Source organism: Mesorhizobium sp. M0239 (assembly GCF_040321815.1).
In the GTDB taxonomy this organism is placed as follows: domain Bacteria; phylum Pseudomonadota; class Alphaproteobacteria; order Rhizobiales; family Rhizobiaceae; genus Mesorhizobium.
In genome coordinates, this window is sequence record NZ_JAMYSG010000014.1 from 59,477 (window position 1) to 76,079 (window position 16,603).

The 16,603-nt window shown below is 61.0% G+C and carries 12 protein-coding genes and 1 pseudogene; 10 read left to right on the forward strand and 3 right to left on the reverse strand.

What is annotated here, in order from left to right:
• Positions 1 to 43: 43 nt before the first annotated feature.
• The 7 genes from NKI99_RS16525 to rlxS all read left to right on the forward strand — a co-directional run bounded on the left by NKI99_RS16525 (position 44) and on the right by rlxS (position 6,290).
• Positions 44 to 1,006: an ArdC family protein gene (locus NKI99_RS16525; RefSeq protein ID WP_352611442.1), complete on the forward strand. Its 963-nt coding sequence runs from the start codon at positions 44 to 46 to the stop codon at positions 1,004 to 1,006.
• Positions 1,007 to 1,279: 273 nt separating this feature from the next.
• The gene (locus tag NKI99_RS16530) at positions 1,280 to 1,495 is read left to right on the forward strand and encodes a hypothetical protein (protein ID WP_198020838.1); all 216 of its coding nucleotides are present in this window, start codon (positions 1,280 to 1,282) and stop codon (positions 1,493 to 1,495) included.
• Between the two features lie 654 nt (positions 1,496 to 2,149).
• Positions 2,150 to 2,473, forward strand: a complete 324-nt coding sequence (locus NKI99_RS16535) for a DUF736 domain-containing protein (protein ID WP_023762782.1) — start codon at positions 2,150 to 2,152, stop codon at positions 2,471 to 2,473.
• A gap of 170 nt (positions 2,474 to 2,643) precedes the next feature.
• A complete protein-coding gene (locus NKI99_RS16540) occupies positions 2,644 to 2,913 on the forward strand; it encodes a helix-turn-helix transcriptional regulator (RefSeq protein ID WP_023735797.1) in 270 nt (89 codons plus the stop codon).
• Positions 2,910 to 3,458 carry a signal peptidase I gene (gene lepB / locus NKI99_RS16545; protein ID WP_352611443.1) on the forward strand — a complete coding sequence of 183 codons (549 nt, stop codon included), beginning with the start codon at positions 2,910 to 2,912 and terminating at the stop codon, positions 3,456 to 3,458. Before NKI99_RS16540 ends, lepB begins: the two co-directional genes overlap by 4 nt.
• Positions 3,459 to 3,475: 17 nt before the next feature.
• Positions 3,476 to 4,132: a lytic transglycosylase domain-containing protein gene (locus NKI99_RS16550; protein WP_434059680.1), complete on the forward strand. Its 657-nt coding sequence runs from the start codon at positions 3,476 to 3,478 to the stop codon at positions 4,130 to 4,132.
• 187 nt (positions 4,133 to 4,319) lie between these two features.
• A complete protein-coding gene (gene rlxS / locus NKI99_RS16555; RefSeq protein ID WP_352611445.1) occupies positions 4,320 to 6,290 on the forward strand; it encodes a relaxase/mobilization nuclease RlxS in 1,971 nt (656 codons plus the stop codon).
• Between the two features lie 752 nt (positions 6,291 to 7,042).
• Here rlxS and NKI99_RS16560 read toward each other — a convergent pair.
• Positions 7,043 to 8,689: an MFS transporter gene (locus tag NKI99_RS16560; RefSeq protein ID WP_023809301.1), complete on the reverse strand. Its 1,647-nt coding sequence runs from the start codon at positions 8,687 to 8,689 to the stop codon at positions 7,043 to 7,045.
• A gap of 534 nt (positions 8,690 to 9,223) precedes the next feature.
• On the reverse strand, positions 9,224 to 10,369 hold the full coding sequence (locus NKI99_RS16565; RefSeq protein ID WP_352604082.1) for a trans-sulfuration enzyme family protein: 1,146 nt from the start codon (positions 10,367 to 10,369) through the stop codon (positions 9,224 to 9,226).
• 89 nt (positions 10,370 to 10,458) lie between these two features.
• Between NKI99_RS16565 and NKI99_RS16570 the strand changes: the two genes are divergently transcribed.
• The 3 genes and pseudogenes from NKI99_RS16570 to NKI99_RS16580 form a co-directional block, all read left to right on the forward strand.
• Positions 10,459 to 11,103 (forward strand): helix-turn-helix domain-containing protein, encoded by a 645-nt coding sequence (locus NKI99_RS16570; protein WP_352553827.1) that lies wholly within the window; start codon positions 10,459 to 10,461, stop codon positions 11,101 to 11,103.
• 49 nt (positions 11,104 to 11,152) lie between these two features.
• A complete protein-coding gene (locus NKI99_RS16575) occupies positions 11,153 to 11,791 on the forward strand; it encodes an FMN-binding negative transcriptional regulator (RefSeq protein ID WP_023783766.1) in 639 nt (212 codons plus the stop codon).
• 815 nt (positions 11,792 to 12,606) lie between these two features.
• Positions 12,607 to 13,259 (forward strand): annotated as a pseudogene (locus NKI99_RS16580) (transposase); the annotation flags it as partial.
• A gap of 149 nt (positions 13,260 to 13,408) precedes the next feature.
• Here the strand turns inward: NKI99_RS16580 and NKI99_RS16585 are convergent.
• On the reverse strand, positions 13,409 to 15,472 hold the full coding sequence (locus NKI99_RS16585; RefSeq protein WP_352611484.1) for a carbamoyltransferase family protein: 2,064 nt from the start codon (positions 15,470 to 15,472) through the stop codon (positions 13,409 to 13,411).
• Positions 15,473 to 16,603: the final 1,131 nt, after the last annotated feature.

Below are 16,603 nucleotides of genomic sequence, written 5' to 3' on the forward strand. Positions count from 1 at the left end.
CTTCCGGGGAAAGGCGCGGCGATTGGTGAGCGGAGGATAACACATGCGTGCAAACAGCAAGCGTACCACCAGCGGAGAGGCTGGCGCAGGCAAGGGCAGGCGCCCGGGCGCCAGCCTCTATCAGGAGATCACCGACCGCATCATTGCCGAGCTGGAGCGCGGTACCGTGCCATGGGTCAAGCCATGGGGCAGCGCAAAAGCAGGCCTCGGCCTGCCGAGGAATGCGTCCACGGGGCGCAGCTATTCCGGCATCAATATCCTCATCCTGTGGGGCGCCGTCATCGAGCGCAGCTATCCCAGCCAGAATTGGCTGACCTTCCGGCAGGCGCTTGCCCTGGGCGGCAATGTCAGGAAAGGCGAGCGCGGCACGACCATCGTGCATGCCGACCGCTTTGTCCCCAAGGACGAGAAGGAGCGCGCACGCCACGAGGGCGATGCACCACAGGCCGTGCCTTTTCTGAAGCGCTTTACCGTCTTTAATGTCGCGCAGTGCGACAATTTTCCGGAACACCTCCATGCCCCCGCCGAGCCGCTGCCTCAGTGCGAGATCGCGCCGCAGGCCGAAACGCTGATTCGCGCCAGTGGTGCGGATTTCAGGGTCGGCGGCGATCGCGCTTTCTACATGCCGGGCAGCGACCACATTCAGGTGCCGCCGCAGCCGGCGTTCCATCAGCAGATCGACTATTACCGGACCTGCTTTCACGAGCTTGGCCACTGGACCGGCCACCCGACGCGGCTTGGTCGCGACCTCTCCGGCTCCTTCGGCTCCAAGGCTTACGCGCGTGAAGAATTGGTCGCCGAAATCACTGCCGCCTTCGTCTGCAGCAATCTCGGCATCGAGCCGACCGTGCGTCACGCCGATTACATCGGCTCATGGCTGAAGGTGCTGCGCGAGGACAACCGCGCCATTTTCCGTGCCGCCAGCCTCGCCTCGAAGGCCGCCGATTTCCTGCTTGGCCTTCAGGCCGATGCGGAAGGCGAGGCGCAAGAAGGGACTGCGGCATGACGATGCCCGATGCTCAACTGGCCACGACCGAGCCGACGCCGGATAGCGAGGAGATGCCCATTTCTGACGGCGCCGGAACTCACCGGCCCGATGCTGAACTATGCCGATCTGCATCGCCAAGGTGCGCCCCGGGCCGCAGCGCGCAGCCAACGAGACAGTGACTGCCAGCCTTGCCGGCTGCAAGGCTGACGCCGCATTCGGCAATATGCGGCACAAGCTGTTGGCCTGCCCGGTGGTGGCCAGCGGCAATCGCGACCCCTTGCTGCCGCCGGCATGTTCGCGCGCAAGGTGGGCGCTTGGCGACGACAATATCGTGCGCGTCGTCGGCATATGGCGGCAACCGGACAATGGCGTTTCGATCGCTTGCGCGACAAGGAAATCGCCGTTTCGATGCTCGCCGAGATCGGCGGCAAGCATGGCGCGGACAGCAGTTTCGCCTGGGAGGTCCGCGGCTTCCTGGTGGCGAGAATGGCCGCCGCCTCAAGTTGAGGCCTGGCTGCACGCTGGATCAAATTCCCGGCCGAAAGCTGCCCAGCCGCGAGGCCTTCCTATTCGCCGATCTGTGCGCAAGGAAGCAGTCGCTGTTCGTGGCGAATAGTCGATCAGGGCCCGAGCGGCGTTTTCTCGAGTACTGCCGCTAAGGACGCGCGCGCCGCTCCGGGCCGCGCCGGCTCCGATTGATCGTCTTGCCGAGCCAGTGCCGCGTGCGATAAATTCCAACGCCAATTCGCCCCCATTTCGGCAGCCCCGCACCGCCCCGGATTGCTTGCTGAGGCGCTAGGCGCGTGGGTCCAATTGCCAATCCGATTGCCGAGAGAGCCCGCGCCGCCGGCCCCCCGCATATTGCCGCCTGCTTATTGTGCTCCCGATCGCGCAACCTGTCTCCATTGTGTCTCAGGGACCATTCCCCTGCGCCTGGCTTGACGACCTATGGGCGGATCCGGCCGGCCCGAAACCCTCGCCGGCAGCTTTTTTCCCCGCCGCCTGCGGCGGCTTCCTCGCGCCGCTTCGCTTCAAAAAAACTCCCCGCTCGGGTCCTCCGCTGGCGCTGCGGCCGTGCCGGTTCCGGCGGTCCGGACGCGCCCATCACGGTCCGCCATCGCAGGGGAATGGTCCCCTGCGAGCACCAAGAGGAGACTGAAAATGACCGCAATCGGATACGTCACCAAACAGGAAAACGGCGGCTACAAGGGCCAGCTCAAGACGCTCAGCGTCCGCGCCGACATCGACATCGTGCCCAATCAGGCAAAGAGCGCCGACACCCATCCCGACTTCCGGGTGCTGACGCAAGGGGTCGAAGTGGGTGCGGCCTGGATCCGCACCGGTGAGACCTCCGGCAAGGACTATGTGAGCCTGTCGATTGCGGCCCCCGAGTTTGGCCCGCGCAAGCTCTACGCCAATCTGGGCCGCGCCGCCGGCCAGGATGACGACGACACTTACGCCATCATCTGGAACCCGGTCGACTGACCGGCCGACCCGCAAAGCCCTGCGCCGCCAACCGGCGCAGGGCCTCTCTCAGGACCCGTGAGGCCGCCGAAGGGGGCGGCGAAAACTCGCCCCCCACTCTTCGCCCGTCCCCAAAACGATCTCGCTCGCCGATCCTCGCCTCGCTTGCCCGTAACGAACCGAGGATCATCATGGACGACGAAAACGAACGCGCAGCCCGCGCCAAGAAGGGCAGTCCGTTTCTCAACACCGCGCAGGCGGCCTTCTATATCGGGCTGTCCCAGCGCACGCTGGAGAAGATGCGCCTCAAAGGCGGTGGCCCACAATTCCGCAAGCACGGCCGCTATGTCCGCTATCACATCGACGAACTCGACGACTGGTCGAAGGGGCACGCGCAGGAGACCGCGCCCGAGGATGGCGCGCACGAATCCGGCTCGGCCGGTGAGGGAGGCCGCTCATGAGCCGGCGTCCCACCATCCGTCTGATCGGCAGCCATCTGCGGCGCATTCGAGCCCGCAAGACGATCGTCGTTGCCACAATCGGCCTTGGCCTGATCGGCTTCGCCGCCTTCGGCAAACCATCGCCCTGGCTGGTCTGGAACGCCTCGGCCAGTGCGCCGGTCGGCCTCTATCGCGCCGCATCCAGATCGCCCGCTCGTGGTGATCTCGTACTCGTCCGCCCACCAAGACCGGTCGCCGATCTCGCCGCCGAACGCTTCTATCTGCCCAGCAACGTGCCGCTGGTCAAGCGCCTTGCGGCGCTGCCCGGCGAGCATGTCTGCACCTTCGGCGACGCCATCATCATCGGCGGCGAGATAGCCGCGCGCCGGCTTGCAACCGACACGCAGCACCGTCCGCTGCCTTGGTGGAATGCATGCCGAAAACTCGCCGCCGACGAGGTTTTCCTGCTCGGCAGCGATAAAGATCGCTCGTTCGACAGCCGCTATTTCGGGCCGGTGCCGGCCGAAAACATCATCGGGAGGCTCGTGCCGCTATGGACCGAGTGACCCTCCTTATGCTGAGCATGGCGTGTCTCGCACCATGCTCCTGTTCCGCCGCGACCAACACGAAGCCGGTCGTCATCTCCCATAGTCCGCAGCTTGCAAGATGGCAGCCCTTCGTAGCCGAAGCAAGCCGGCGTTTCAGCATTCCACAGACCTGGATTTATGCCGTCATGGATGCCGAAAGCCGGGGGCAGACGACGCTCAATGGGCGGCCGGTCACGTCGAGCGCCGGCGCCATTGGCCTCATGCAGGTGATGCCAGCCACCTACGAGGAGTTGCGCGCAGAGCTCGGCCTCGGAGCCGTCCCGCACGACCCTCGCGACAACATTCTGGCAGGCACTGCCTATCTGCGCGCCATGTATGACCGCTTCGGATTTCCAGGCCTGTTTGCAGCCTATAACGCCGGGCCGGAGCGCTACGAGCAGCATTTGCAGCGCGGGCGACCGCTGCCCAGCGAGACGGTTTCGTATCTGGAAGAGATCAAGGCGGCGGGCATTTCGGCCGCCGATATGGACGCGCTCACCGGCAAATCCCGTTCCAAAAGCGCGCCGGGAATCCCGTCCGGGCAGTCGCTGTTTTTTCTCCGAAACGGTGTTTCCGTGACCGGCCCGAATGGCCAACTCCTGGTGCCGCTCGGATCGGAGCGAGCAAGATCAGGCCGGCCGGATCGCAGGTGAGGCAGCGGCTACCGTGGTTCGGGCGGGGGCCAGGGGGGGCAGGTGCGCGGAAGGCAAGATAAAGGCAGCGCCTCCTGGAGGCGGCCAAGTCTTTGTCTGCACATCGTTTTCCCAGGAGGTTGCCTCCGGGTCCAGGAGGGTCTGGCGCGCAAGCCTCTGAAATTGCTGCTGGCTCATCGGAGGCCGCATGCAGGATAACGAATTCACGCCGAAGCTCGGCAAAATTGGCTCGCGCGGCTCGAAGGCGGGCAAACGCTACGCTGGCCAGGTGCAGGCCGCGGTCAACCGAGCAGGCGGCAGGAGCGGACGCGGCAGCCGCTTCATCGGAAGCCGGGTGGGGCGCGGCGGGGCCGCTGCCGCCGTTCTTAGAGCGCGCGACCGCCACGCGGCGTTTCGGCAGCGGCGCGCAGTCGTCAAGGCACGCATCGTCAAGCTGGCCGGCAAGGGAGTCGACGGGGCTCGTGCGCACCTCCGCTACCTCCAGCGCGACGGCGTCACCCGGGAAAGCGAGCGTGGCGAGCTCTACGCTGCCGACAATGACCACGCGGACGGCAGGGCCTTTCTCGATCGCGCGAACGGTGACCGTCATCAGTTCCGCTTCATCGTCGCCCCTGAAGACGGTATCGAGTATGATGACCTGAAGCCGCTCACCCGGCGCCTCATGGCGCAAATGGAAGAAGACCTCGGCACCAGGCTAGACTGGGTGGCCGTCGACCATTTCAACACCGGCCATCCCCACACCCACATCATCGTGCGCGGCAGGGACAATCACGGCGAAAACCTCGTCATAGCGCGGGACTACATCTCCTCTGGCTTGCGCGAGCGCGCAGCCGAACTGGTTAGCCTCGACCTTGGCCCGCGCACCGACCGCGAGATCGAGCAGCGCCTGCGCCAGGAGATGGATCAGGAACGCTTCACCAGCATCGACCGGCAGCTGATGCGCATGCGCGACGATGAGGGGTGTGTCTCACCGGCCAGCCGAGACACCTTTCGCCAGACGCTGCACCAGGGCCGCCTGCGCAAGCTCGAGCGGATGGGCCTCGCCGAGGAGATGCCTGCCGGTCGCTGGCGCCTGGAGGATGAGCTCGAAGCTACGCTACGCCGCATCGGCGCGCGCGGCGACATCGTCAAGACCATCCATCGCGAGCTGACGGGCAAGGGGCTCGTCCGCAGTGCCGCCGACCATCTTATCCACGATCGATGCGACGGGTCGGCTCAAACCGTGGTCGGACGTGTCGTCGGGCGCGGGCTGGCCGACGAAATCACTGACCGCCATTACCTCGTCGTCGACGGCGTGGACGGCAAAAGCCACTATTTTGATATCGGCAAAGGCGAGGCCACCCAACCGACACCAGAGGGCTGCATAGTGCGGGTCAGGCCGAGGGACACCGGGCCAAGAAAAGTCGACCGCACAATTGCCGGCATCGCCACGGTCAACGACGGGCGCTACAGCATCGATATCCATCTCAAGCATGACCCCTCGGCCACTGAACGCTTTGCCGAAACGCACGTGCGGCGACTGGAGGCGATCCGCCGTGCGACCGGTGGCGTCGAGCGCGAGCCGGACGGCACATGGACAGTCGCGCCCGACCATCTCAACCGCGTCGCGGATTACGAGCGTCAGCGAGCGAGGGCCCAGCCTGTTGTCGTCGACAAGCTCTCATCAATGCCGCTGGAGAGCCAAGTAGGCTTCGACGGCGCCACCTGGATCGACCAGGAGCTGGTATCAGCCCACCCTGAGTCCTTGCGCGACTCTGGCTTCGGTCGCGAAGTACGTCAGATCCAGGCCCGCCGACAGCAGTGGCTGATCGCGCAAGGTCTTGCCCATGATGCGCAGGATCGGGTCATCTATCGCGCCAACATGCTTTCAATGCTGCGCCAACGAGAGCTGAACCGTGTTGCCAGTCAGCTCTCGGACGAACTCGGGCTCTCGTATTCTGAAGCGCAGCATGGCAATCGAATAGACGGAACGCTGCGCTGCTGCGTCGAGCTCGCCGGCGGAAAATACGGTGTCATCGAGAAATCGCGCGAGTTCACGCTGGTGCCTTGGCGGCCGGTGCTTGAGCATCATATCGGCAAGGAGGTGTCTGGCGTGGTGCGCGCCGAGGGGATTTCCTGGACGATCGGACGCCAGAGGAGCGGGCCCGGCGTTTCGTGAACTGGCTATAATTTATTTGTCTGCGTTGAAACACATACTCAGCCCAGACGGAGTTCCTCCGCCTGCTGCTTGCTCGCAGCATTCATTTGGCGGAGAGTCAGTGTTCTGCATTTTGTAGTTCGCTCTGTCAAAAAGCGCTGGGAATATGCATCATGTTCTGCGTTGACACGGAAGGCGCGCCGACAGGTGCTGCGGATCGGCTCCCGATGCGCTGCCAGCTAGAAAGGTGGGCTGACTCGTGACAGCGCAAGGGGCTCTGGCGGCCGCGGTACGGCGACGCGAGTTCTGGCATCGAGGATGAAGCCGCACTTCCCGATCTTATTCTACTCGCAGGACCGGCAGACGCGGCGGTCGCCCGTGCGAGCATGCTGTTGGCCCTGGCGTGAACTGGCAGTCCGTCCCGGGGGACTTTGTAACGGAGAAAACTAGGCGTAAAGAGGCGCGCGGCCCGTCTCCCCAGCAACCCGCCTTGCGGATCCTCCTCTGCCCGCTTCGCAGACGGGGATACCCTCCGCCCCCTTGCTATTCGTTGCCCGCCGCTATGCAAAGGACAGGCGACCTGAATCCGTGCTCAAGCCGATCTGGCGGCAGAGAGGGGGGTGTCGGGCTGAACATGGGACCCGTGATGGACATAATTGCCACGCGAATCCTCATGCTCGCCTAACCGGCCGGAACGATTTGCAATCCGGGCAGGCTCAACAAATTAAGGAGTAGCTCGTTCCGTGTCCAAGCCCAGACAAGACTTGGTTTTCTCACGGGCGCGATACAAAAGGCACAGGCTGGACTTGGCTGCCGGGGGCGGGGCTTGTCGACCGCTCGATTGAAAGTGAGATGCGAGGCGGAGAATCACCCATGTGCAGAGCGGCAAGGCGCTCGCCTATGTCCCTGTCATTCACCGTTAGCCGATGGTTTAGACGAAGATAGTCCGTCCATGTCGGCGTGCGGAATGTCTCGGTCCAAAGCGTCGACTTCTGAAGGTCGCGCTGGAGGGTCCAGTCCCGCGCACCGGCGCGGCTCTGAACGCGCCGCCTTTCGCGCATGCAGCTCAGAAATTCATCGATACTCTCCTCGAGTATCGAGTACTCCATCTTAATCACTATCGGACCGCTCCTGGGCTTCAAAGGGAGGGCCAGTTCTGGTGGCCTGAAGTCGACGGCCGCTTGATCCGATTCCTCCCATAGCCGCACCGGCAATAGCTTTCCCACAGCCGCGACCAGCAACAGTGCCGCTGCAGCACCTTCCAAAGCCCACGTCAGCGAATAGTACTGCGCGACAGCACCCCAGATCCAGCTACCCGCTGCCATGCCGCCGTAGGTCAGGGCGTAATAGATGGACAGGGTGCGACCAACGACCCACCTTGGGCTTGCCAACTGCACACACACGTCGGTTCCGGTCCAGGTGACAACCCAGCCAGCGCCACCGATTGCAAGCGCGATCGCCGCCACAGCCACCGACGATGTGAGGGCCATCAAAAGGCAGCACGTTGCGCAAGCAACGGACGCGAGCGTGATCAATCGGTTCTGGGACGTGATGCGTCTCAAGTAGCTGCTGCCAATGCCGGCGATGAAGGCGCCTGTGCCGAAGCCGGCCAATAGCACGCCGTACACAATTGGCCCTCCCGCCAGCTGGTCGCGAACCAGGAGGGGGAGCAAAGCAAGGATCGAGATGCTTGATAGCCCGAACAGGGTTGCACGCACGATCGCCACTCTGATCTCTGAGGATATCGCCGTGAATCGCATGCCATCATGAATGGCCGTAGTCATCCGCTCGCGCGGAAGAGGCGAAGAGCGAACTTGCCACTGTGAGCGCAGAACAGCGCTCAACGGGACCAGGTCACTTAGCGCAGCGAGGGCGAAAGCCGTAAGGGGGCCCAGCAAAGCCAAGATTACACCGCCCAGCGCCGGTCCTATGCTCCGAACCACGTTGTACCCCACCGACATCAGCGTCACTGCAGCGGGTATGTCGCGCTTTTCCAGGATATCGCCGACCGAGGCGTGCCAGGCTGGATCGTTCAAAGCAAAGCCGCATCCGGCCAAGAAACTCAGTCCCAGGATCAGCCATGGACTAGCAAAGCCCAGTCCCACAGAGAGTGCCAGCGCCGTGGATGCCAGTGCGATCAGGCAGTGTCCGGCAAGCATCACGCCACGGCGGCTGAAGCTGTCTGCAATGGCTCCAGCAAGGATCGACAAGAAGAACGCGGGCAGCGTCGATGCAGCCTGTACGAGCGCAACCATCAGATCGGAGGCTGAAATCGTGGCCATGAGCCAGCTTATAGCCACGCTCTGCACCAGCCAGCCAAGGCTGGATATCTGCGTGGCTGTCCAGATAGAACGAAAGACCGGGTTGTGAAGAGGGATCAGTGTGTTTGCCGCAAAGCGCGGAGGATCTTGACGCCGCATCACTTCTCACCTCCACTGGGTGTCGTTCTTCCGCTCATTTGCTTACAGCGCACTGACTGCGTCACAACGAAGTTCCGAGATCACGCTCGCAACAAGGACAATGTGGCATCCACGGTGCTGATGCGCGTTGAGGTACCAACCTGGCCGTTAGCTGATGGGTCCCGCAGCCCGCTTGGTGCGGTCAGTTCTGCCCTGCGACTCTTGGCTTTGGACGGTGCTAGCGCCTCGATGGCCGGCTTGTCAAACTGCCGTAGTGCCAGCACATCCATCCCATCTGTTGACCGCGATCTCCGACGAGGTCGAGCAGCAGTAGGTCAACGGCAAATCTGGGTATTTCCGCTTCCGGTCGAGCGCGTGGCCATCGTCCAGAAACCCGAAGACGTTCATCACCCATGCGACCACGCGCCCGAGACGATGCGACACGGCGATAGCGGTTCACCAGAGGACGTGCGTTCTACTCAGCAGGAACATTGTTCTGCCGATCGTCGGCTGCGCCAGCCGCCACATAAAGCGGCGCCAGAGTTCTTGCACCCGTCATTGGACTCCCGCTTTGAAGGTTTCGCCTAGGGCCTGCATCAGGTCATCGATAATGTCCTGAGGATGTTCAAGCCCTACAGAAATTCGCAGCAATCCGCCTGGCGCTTTGGACTTCGCACCTTCAACGGATGCGCGATGCTCTATCAGAGAATGCGTCCCGCCAAGGCTTGTCGCCCGGACAACAATCTTCAGGCGGCCGGCCACGGCCATTGCAGCATCGGCTCCGCCCTCGACGATAAAGGATAGCATCGCTCCGTAATGGCTCATTTGCCGCGTAGCAAGATCGTGTCCCGGATCAGTTTGCAGACCAGGAAAGAGCACTTTTTCGACGCGCGGATGAGACGCCAGGGCCTCGGCCACTTTCTGGGCGCCTTCGCAATGGGCGCGCATGCGGACCGGCAATGTCTGCAGGCCCCGCAACGCCAGCCAACAGTCGAAGGGCGCTGCGACGCTGCCCTTGTGTTTCTGGACCATCCGCAATGGGCGACCGAGGGGTGACGCGTTTGGGACAATGACGACACCGGCCATCAAATCCGAGTGGCCGCCAATGTACTTTGTCGCCGAGTGCATCACCGCGTCTGCCCCGATTTCGAGTGGCAGTTGAAGCACTGGGGTGGCCCACGTATTGTCCACCACCGCCAAGGCGTTTGCCTCGTGCGCGATTGCGCAGATGGCCGCAATGTCGACAACGCGGATCATCGGGTTTGACGGCGTCTCGATCCAGACGAGGCCAGTCCGCTTCGATGTCACCGCGGCGCGCAAAGCGTCCAAATCGCGCATGTCGACTGGGGCAAAGTCGAAACGAGACCCAATGTCGGTCTCTTCGATCAGCGAACGAATGCCGAAATACATGTCATCCGGCAGAACGATCCGACCCGCCGACGGATGGCTCTCGAAAACTGCAGCGATCGCGGCCATGCCCGAAGCGAAGGCGATGCCGTCTTCCCCTCCCTCAAGCGTCGCCATGGCCGCCTCGAACGCATTGCGTGTAGGATTTCCATCCCTTGTGTATTCGAAGCCGGACGGAAATGACCCGTTGACACCGCGTTCGAACGTCGTGCTGGTGTGCAGCGGCATGGATACGGCCCCCGTGGACGCGTCGACCCCTCGGCCGCAGTGGATCGCCTTCGTCTCAAAACGCATCGGTTATTTCCTTCCTAACGGGCAGTTGCAATTTCGCCCCGGTCATTATACTGACCGCAATAGGTGAGCCGAGGTCCTAAGTCAATATAATGACCGATGTTACGACAGCCTTTGATGCCGAGCAGGTCCTTGGGCAAGCGATAGCTGTTCGAATCCGAGACTTGAGGCGCGACCAAAATCTGACCCTGGATCGCCTGGCAAAACTGAGCGGCTTGTCCAAGGGAACCGTCGTCTCGCTGGAGCAAGGCAAGGCGAACCCTAGTATCGGCATACTTTGCCGACTGGCGGCGGCGTTTTCGCTCTCCGTGGCCGATTTGCTGAATGACGATCCTTCCACAGTTCGCCTTCCTATTGAGCGGACAGAGACGAGGACGCTTTGGACAAGCGCCAAGGGAAGCTTTGCACAACTTCATTCATCGACCTCGGGGCGCACGATGTTCGAATTGTGGAGCTGGGTCATTATGCCGGGCGACGTGTTTTCCGCAGATGCTCATAGTCCGGATACGCGCGAGTTGATCTCGGTCAGTCAGGGTGCCCTGAGCGTTGTGGTAGGTACCCATGTGGTCATTTTAAGCGAAGGCGAGAGTGCGCGGCTTGTCACTGACCAACCGCACTCATACGCGGCGGCATCTGATGTGCCCGCCCATTTCTCGATGGCGGTTCTTGAGCGTGGTGGACACCGAGATCCGGGGCACTCGTCGACGGCAGCGAAGATTCAGGAGCCCGTTCCGTAAGGCTCCGCCGATTACTAGCAACCGCACATTCGCGACAGGAGATAAACCGTTGTACGTTCCGCCTCATTTTGCCGTCCCTGATCAGAACGCCCTGTTCGAGCTTATCGAGAAACACCCGCTTGGTATCCTCGTCACCCAAAGCAAAGGCACACTGGACGCGAACCACCTCCCCTTCGAGCTTGACCGCTCGAAGGGAGACAAGGGCGTTCTCAATTGCCATGTCGCTCGCAAGAATCCAGTCTGGGAGGAAGTCGCCAATGGCGATGAGGTTCTCGTAATCTTCCGTGCGGCCGACGCTTACATCTCGCCGAACTGGTATCCAAGCAAGCACGAACTCCACAAGCAGGTGCCGACGTGGAACTATCTCGTCGTCCACGCCCACGGACGCATCACTGTCCGGGATGATGAGCGATATGTACGCCGTAACGTGGCGAAGCTCACTCATATGCAAGAAGCCTCGCAGCCTGCCCCGTGGAAGATGGGCGACGCGCCGAAGGACTTCATCGACACGATGGTTAAGGCAATCGTCGCCCTGGAGATCGAGATCACCGGCCTGGTTGGAAAATCAAAACTCAGCCAGAACAAAGACTTGCGCGACATTCAGAACCCTGGTGAAATGCTGCGTGCCCAAGGGGCCATTGCGATGGGAGAAGCGATGCTCGCGGCTGCGGCGGCCAAATCCCAATAGCATTTGTCTTGTCCGGACAAAGCCGCTGGTGCCGGCCTCCGACGGGTCACCTAGCCCGCCTTGACGCACGGCAATAGCTTTTGACGGCCTGAAGCGACGCTGTGGTCACCGTTGTGATACTTTCCCACGCGCCTGGTCAGGCGGCAGGATTGCTCCGTAGTGGCCGACGGGTTCGTTTCAGTCGCCTGCGCCCCGTTGTATGTCGGCGACCACCCGCTACCGGTCTTGAATGAGGCGCAATCGCACGCGTTTCGAAGCCACGTACCTTGGGCGGCAAGCTCGACCATGCACTCGACGCAGCTCCCAAGTGGCCGCCGTCAACGATCTCCTTGAACCTGCGGAACTTGCCTGAAAGCACTTCTCTTACGGGAGATGATTGGCTATGTCGCCGAACCGATGATGGAGATGGTGGCGGGCGCCGCCCTAGCGATCAGACCCGCCTTGCAGCGCAATGGCTACCCGGGCCCGACCGGGAGATGCGGGCGGGACTGTGAACTGCGGAGACGGAGCGGATCGGCATGGAGCCGTGACCGCTTGCGGTCTGGCTCTGGAACGAGTTAACGAAGCGCGGACTTCCGATCGTGTCAAGCGCCGCCCTCTCGATGATGCCGAACAAATCGGGCCCCGACGAGCGGCGGGCCTTGCCAGATCGGACGGACCGGATGGTTTAAGCAGGTTCGCACCAAGAGCCACGGCACCTGTGTCGTGCGGGTGCTGCTGTCGGCACGCGACCTTCTCGTCAGCCTAGTAGGCAAAATCGAGAACAGATGCCTGGGCTTCTTGAGGCCTTCGGCGTCATATTCGGCAAGAAGATCGATGCCCAGGTGATCCTACACATGCTCAGGATCCAGGCGACGCAGGTCTACCATGATCCGCTGCGAGCCGGCATCAACGACGTGCAGGAACTGTCGAAGACACATGAAGCGATCGCCAGGGCCAAGACCGAGATCCAGCACCGCATCCTGACAACTACCTGCCGCTGTATTTTCCCGAGATCGATCGCTTCCGGGGGAACAGCCGCAGCGATTGGTTCTTTGCCTTCCTCGATGCCTTTTCGACCCCAGCAAGCATCACGGCGCTGACGAAGGAGGAGTTTGTGGCAGCAGCTTGGGATGTCGTCCGCCGCAAGGTCAGCAAGACACAGATTCTGATGGATATTTTCGAGACGGCGCGCCCAGCGATCGGACTGCCACTGCCATTTGATGCGCCTGCCATTCGCATGTTCCGGATGGTCATTGACGAAGCACGCAGCCTGATCCGGCACCGCAATGAGATCGAAGCACAGGCCGACGATCTGCTGCGGCACAGCCAGGATTACCAGCTCCTGCGACAAATCCCGGGCATCGGACCGATCAAGGCATTGACCGTCATTGCCGAAGCCGGCGATCTTCGCCGCTTAGGTCATCATCGCCAGTTTCTAAAGTTCTGCGGGCTGGACCTCTCGACACAGAAGTCCGGTGAGGCCAGACCCGCCTTTCCAACCCAGGCACACGACCCATTCAAAGCATTCCTAAGCATACTGACCAGGGCGACCTCGACCCCCCCAAATCACAGCGGTGAGCTCGCAGGCGGGGTCGATGAACACTATTGATTGGCCGAGCTTGAGCGGCATCTCTATCACATTGATAGCCTATTAGGCTGGTCCGGCGTTTTATCGGACCCATGATCCATCCGAGCAGCTTGTGAGGGATGCAGCCGAACCAGGCGCTGCTCCCACAGTCTTCGCAGGTCCTCCAGCAGAGCTTCATGCTCAGCCTGATCCGGCGCAATTATATTGAGGTGATCGCTTAACACGGCTTCGCCCTCAATCCGCATCAGCAGATTAAACAGGTCGTTTGAAATTCGCACACTGTCAATGCTGGAGTGGTTCGGAATAATCTCGCAGACAGTCTCCTGATGATCTCGCGCTGTGTAAGCACGGGTTTGATGGAGGGAGACTGAGGGAGGCAATGAAATCGCAAGCGCAGTCCAATCCTGCAGCGTTGCAGCCCGTTTTTTTACCAGGAAGGGCCCGACCACAAGTCCATCCAGCTCTGTCGTCAAAAATGTGGCAATCGCGTCTGCAACCGTATCCACGATCGGTTCAGCATTGTTGTTAAAGGACGTATTGAGCAGAATTGGAGTGCCTGTCCGCTTCTTGAACGCATTGATGACCTCCCAGTAAGCGGGGTTGGCATCGCGCGATACTGTTTGCAGCCGAGCCGTACCGTCGACGTGCGTAATGGCACCCAACAAGGCGCGCTTTGAGTCACGCACGCGAACGACGAAATTCATGAATGGAAATTCGTGCTTACCGTCTGGGAGGTCGAAAAATTCGCTCGCATCCTCTTCCAGCACAGATGGTGCGAAAGGCCTATAGCCTTCGCGCTTCTTGACCATGGCATTGATCCGGTCCTTGTTTGCAGCGGGCCGAGGGTCGGCAAGAATGCTGCGGTTGCCCAGCGCACGTGGCCCAAACTCCGAACGACCCTGCACCCAGCCGATCACGGCGCCGTTGGTGATCCAGTGGGCTGCACTGCTCGCTATGTCATAAGAGCGTTCAACCTCGAGATGTCCGGACCATGCATTCAGTTCCTGTTCCACGGCGCGGTCGCTCCCGAGATCAGGACCCCAATAGACCTCCTGCAGTCGCTCACGCGGCGCGGGGCGGCCCATCTCGTTAGAGACTATCAGCGCAGCTCCCAATGCGCAGCCAGCGTCGTGAGACGCGGGTTGCACGAAGATGTCTTCGAAAAGCCCTGAATACAGCAGCTTGCCGTTCATCGTGCAGTTGTGGGCTACCCCTCCCGCCAGACACAACCGCTTCATGCCGGTGGCCTCACGGTGGTGCCGGAGAATGTGGAACACGATCCGCTCAAGCGCTTCCTGCAGTGACGCACTCACATCTCGATGCTGCTGGGTGAAAGGCATTCCCTTTCGCCTGATCTCGATGTTGCGGAGCAACGCCGGACCGATGCGGTCGAGGTGAACACGGTAGCCACCGTTGGCGGAGAGCTCGTAGAACTGATCGAAGAGCTCGCGATAGGGAGCGGGGTCGCCATAGGGCGCGAGTCCCATTACCTTATACTCGTCGAACATGCCGTAGCCGAGACAGCGGATCGTCTCGAGATAAAACAGCCCAAGAGAATTGTCCTCCGGGAAAGCCTCGATTTGCGTAATTTCTGTGCCAGACCCTACCGCCACAAGGCCCGACAGGAAATCACCACAGCCATCAATCGCTAGAATGAGACTTTGTTCGAAGCCCGACATTGCAAAGGCGCTCACGGCGTGCGCCTGATGATGACCTACGAATGAAATACGCGAACTGTCCAACTTAGTGCCGAACTCACGCGCTAACAGGTTCTGCACCAACATTTTAGCATCCAACGGAGTGGAGAGAATGTCCGGTTGGGAAGCGGACATACCTTCAAGCATGGCGTTGGCATAGGGCTCGCTGGCGTAGACCGCGACACGATCAATGTCGCTGAGCTGAACCCCGGCCGTCGAGAGACAGTATTGAATCGAACCACTTGGCAGCTTGTTCGAGTGCTTGATTCGATTGAGGCGTTCCTCTTCTACGGCGGCTATCACCTTTCCGTCTCGGACGAGCACCGCGGCGCCATCGTGCATAAAGGCGTTCTGACGCTCGAATCGGTTTTCATGGACTTGGTCAAGTCCGCCGCTGATTCCTAGGCACAGCATTTCTTTCTCCAGATAGTAACGGGAAGCCAAATTGGCTTACCTCGACTGTTTCCAACTAAATAGGCCGTGTTGTCGCCTGCAGCTGCGACCGCCCGTCAGGCATCAGCGGCATCGAAGAAAGCCCCATAAACGATCAATGAGATGCTTCGACTGTGACGCCTACAGTGCCATCACGCCGAGAGCTTGGCTGGATCATCCAATCCTGAGCGGCTGCTGACATGTATCCGGCGATGTTGTTTTCATCGGCAGAACCAACTTGCGATGCCGCCTGTCTTGGGAAGGGCGGCCGTCGACGAATAACAGTACCGCCCCCGTGAACTGGCCCGATTTCATTCTCCGAAGCGACCATGGTCGCACCGCCCGACATTGTCGGCCAGTTGCAACTCACTTTCTCGGCACGACCTCCACTGCACGTCAGGGCGCATCGAAGATTTTCTCCTTTGGATTATTCCTAAGGCAGCTTTCGTCACGCGATAGAGCAGCGTGTGATTGGTGCGTGAGGCTCTTTTTTGTCCATGCACGATTCCGGAAGAGTGATGAAATCGATTGTTTTGATCAAAGTCATCCACGCTATGAATAACAGCCGCAGCACATGCGTTTTCAAAGCGCTTCAGGCTTCCCGGATGGCTACTCCGATGTGAAGCGCATGACATTCCAAGCGCTCTGTCAACCAAACGATGAGTATCGGCGTCGACCCTCATTGCCTTCGTCTTCGCGACTCCGTGACAGCGGCTGGCATTGTGTTTGTAGGGCATCGGGCGAAGATCATGTCGATCGGCCATCTCGCCTGCCTATTGACAAACCCTTGAACAATGATCCACGCACCAGCGCGATTGTGATCACGAGCGCCTCTGAGCTCGGGAGGTTCGGTTTTCTGAGGGTTCCTGGGTCTCCGAAGCGATGGAGGTAGCTAGCCTTCCTGGTGCTATACGGTTGTGCTCTTCATGGAGTGGACGCGTTTGCGTCTCGAAAGCGGTTCTTCAGTGGAACCGGCGCCAAGGCCCGTCTGTGGTCGTTCAAAACACGGGGTGCCGTCTCCAAACCGGATATTGGAGCGGGCAGCCGCCGGAATTTGACCAATGGAAATGAGCGCCTGTCAGGAGGCGTTCGAAAACGGCGCGATCTTCATCG

Bases quoted from the DNA above. Each gene is read 5' to 3' on its own strand.
- NKI99_RS16550 (WP_434059680.1), top strand. From the start codon at position 3,476: ATGGCGTGTCTCGCACCATGCTCCTGTTCCGCCGCGACCAACACGAAG.
- NKI99_RS16570 (WP_352553827.1), top strand. From the start codon at position 10,459: ATGACCGATGTTACGACAGCCTTTGATGCCGAGCAGGTCCTTGGGCAA.
- lepB (WP_352611443.1), top strand. From the start codon at position 2,910: ATGAGCCGGCGTCCCACCATCCGTCTGATCGGCAGCCATCTGCGGCGC.
- rlxS (WP_352611445.1), top strand. From the start codon at position 4,320: ATGCAGGATAACGAATTCACGCCGAAGCTCGGCAAAATTGGCTCGCGC.
- NKI99_RS16530 (WP_198020838.1), top strand. From the start codon at position 1,280: ATGTTCGCGCGCAAGGTGGGCGCTTGGCGACGACAATATCGTGCGCGT.
- NKI99_RS16585 (WP_352611484.1), bottom strand. From the start codon at position 15,472: ATGCTGTGCCTAGGAATCAGCGGCGGACTTGACCAAGTCCATGAAAAC.
- NKI99_RS16560 (WP_023809301.1), bottom strand. From the start codon at position 8,689: ATGCGGCGTCAAGATCCTCCGCGCTTTGCGGCAAACACACTGATCCCT.
- NKI99_RS16565 (WP_352604082.1), bottom strand. From the start codon at position 10,369: ATGCGTTTTGAGACGAAGGCGATCCACTGCGGCCGAGGGGTCGACGCG.
- NKI99_RS16540 (WP_023735797.1), top strand. From the start codon at position 2,644: ATGGACGACGAAAACGAACGCGCAGCCCGCGCCAAGAAGGGCAGTCCG.
- NKI99_RS16525 (WP_352611442.1), top strand. From the start codon at position 44: ATGCGTGCAAACAGCAAGCGTACCACCAGCGGAGAGGCTGGCGCAGGC.
- NKI99_RS16535 (WP_023762782.1), top strand. From the start codon at position 2,150: ATGACCGCAATCGGATACGTCACCAAACAGGAAAACGGCGGCTACAAG.